2 protein-coding genes are annotated in these 2,430 nt (G+C 29.6%); both read left to right on the top strand.

From position 1 onward, the window contains the following. Window positions 1-1,341 (top strand): 3'-5' exonuclease (locus tag ACMOUI_RS01020; RefSeq protein WP_418963886.1); only part of this gene is annotated, 1,341 nt, incomplete at its 5' end. A gap of 26 nt (window positions 1,342-1,367) precedes the next feature. After that, window positions 1,368-2,330, top strand: coding sequence for a thiamine ABC transporter substrate-binding protein (locus ACMOUI_RS01025; protein ID WP_418963887.1), 963 nt, complete (start codon window positions 1,368-1,370; stop codon window positions 2,328-2,330). Window positions 2,331-2,430 lie beyond the last annotated feature (100 nt).

Below are 2,430 nucleotides of genomic sequence, written 5' to 3' on the forward strand. Positions count from 1 at the left end.
ATTTTTTCTCTACTTGAATTTTTAAGAAGCGATATAGTAAAAATAGGGAACTCTGAAGTTAAAACTATTTTAGAGAATAGAGAAATAATTGAAAACTATATATTTTCAAATGAGGAGAGTATTTTAGAGGAGAGATTTAGCACTCTTTTAGATGTTTTAAATAGAGTAAAAAGAGTGGTTGTTAAAGGGCTTGGAAATAGAAATTTTGTTCTAGATGTTATTGAAGAGTTTAATATAGGAGAGTTTTTTTCTGGGAAATCAGATTTAAAAAATATCTTTCACTTTTTTGAGATGTCTAAAGAGCATGAAAATATCTTTGACTTTTATAATACATTGATAGATGAGAAAGAGAATCCTAAATTTAAACAAGTATCTTTAGAGGAGGAGAAAGCTATAACTCTTTTAAGTATTCATAAATCTAAAGGTTTGGAGTTTGAAACTGTCTATTATTTCCACCAAGGACAAAGAAAGGGCTTAGAAAGTGGAATACAGTTCCATATAGATTTTAAATCTCCATTTACTGACATAGAAAACTTTATATTTGTAGATAAAAAGTATGAGAAGGTATTGAACTATTTAGGAGATGACTATAGCTTTTTAAAAGAGTTGGAGATAAAGCAGGAACAAGAGGAGATAAATAATATCTATGTGGCATTGACTAGAGCTAAAAAAAATCTGTTTTTGGTTATGGGAGAGAATGAAAATAAATATTTAAAGAACTCAATAGATGGACTATTTCATGTAAAATGTGGTAAAATTAGTAGAACTGAAAAAAATGAAAGTGCACAGAGATTGAAAAATACAGATCTTTTAGATTCAATAGATTTTATTGAAAAGGGTGTAGATGAGTGTGAACAACCAAATAGAGCTCTATTGGTAGATATAGTGACAGAGGAGAAAAGAAGGATAGGAAATGCTATTCACTACTATTTAGAGTTTATTATAAACAACACCACAGATGAGCATAGAGAGGCAAAAATAAGGACGTATTCAAAATATGCATCTATTATTGGAGAGGATAGATTAAAAAATATCCTTGAGGGTGCAGAGTTTAAGATTTTCTTTGAAAATAATCCAATTATTTTCTCAGAGGAGTGGGATTATATATATCCTGAGTATGAGATATATGATGAAGGTAAATTAAAAAGAATAGATAGAATTATGATAAAAAAACCAACACCAACCAGTGATGGACGAATCCTTGTGGTGGATTATAAAACTGGAGGAATAAATCAAGCTCAATTGGATGAGTATATTGAGATTATAAAAAATCATCTATTAAGATTAGGTGAACTTGAAAATTACAATATATCTGGTGAGTTTTTAGAAATTAAACTATAAAAATTAACTATTAAAGAGGGGATGAAATGAAAAAAACAGTTTTAACAGGATTATTTTTAATGAGTTTAGTATCATTTGGGGAAGAGGTTGTAATCTATGGGCCAGAGTCAATGAAGTGGATAGAAACTTCTGCTGGGGAGATATTTAAAGAAAAAACAGGAGCGAGTATAAAATATATCCCAATTGATGGAGTTATACCTAGAATGAAATTGGAAAAAAGAAATCCAAAGGCAGATATTGTTGTTGGATTAACTGATATTAACTACTTAGAGGCAAAAAAAGATGGGCTTTTAAAAAACTATAAACCGACAACAGCTGGAAATATAGCAAAAGAGGAGTTTATAATTGATAAGGAGTGGTCAGTAACTCCTATTGACTATGGAATGTTAGCACTGAATTATAACTATGATAAGATAAAAAAAGATTTAACAACATTTGAGGACTTAAAAGATTATCCTAAAGAACTTCTGATACAAGATCCTAGAAGTTTTACTGGAGAGGCATTTATGCTTTGGACAATAGGAGTATACGGAAAAGATTGGTTAAAGTTTTGGGAAAGTTTAAAGCCTAGCATATTGACAGTTTCGTCAGGTTGGTCAGATTCATTTGCTAAGTTCTCAGTAGGAGAGGGATCAATAATGAGTGGATACGCTTCTAGTTCTATATATTTTTATCAGGATGGAAATGAGAACAAATATAAAAGTTATATACCTAGTGAGGGAGGATATGCTTATTTAGAAGGAGCTGCTCTAATAAATAAGAAAGATATTAAAGAGTCAGCTGAAGAGTTTTTGAACTTTGTTTTAGAACCTGAATTTCAAAAACTTGCTTTGGAAAAAAACTATATGTTTCCTGTTATAGAGTATAAGTTACCTGAAGATTATAAGTATGTACCTACAACAGATAAAATAGTTAGATTAGATGCTGAATATGTAAATGAAAATATGGAAAATTGGAAAAAGCAACTGATTGAGGTATTGAAAAAATAATGGGAAAGAATAGAGCCTATAGTTATATATATCTTATTCTATGGGTAATCCCTCTAATGTTTTTTATAAAAGATTTCTTCTATCTTGAAGAGATTAGAAA

It is taken from the genome of Cetobacterium sp. (assembly GCF_048470075.1).
Taxonomy (GTDB): Bacteria; Fusobacteriota; Fusobacteriia; order Fusobacteriales; family Fusobacteriaceae; genus Cetobacterium_A.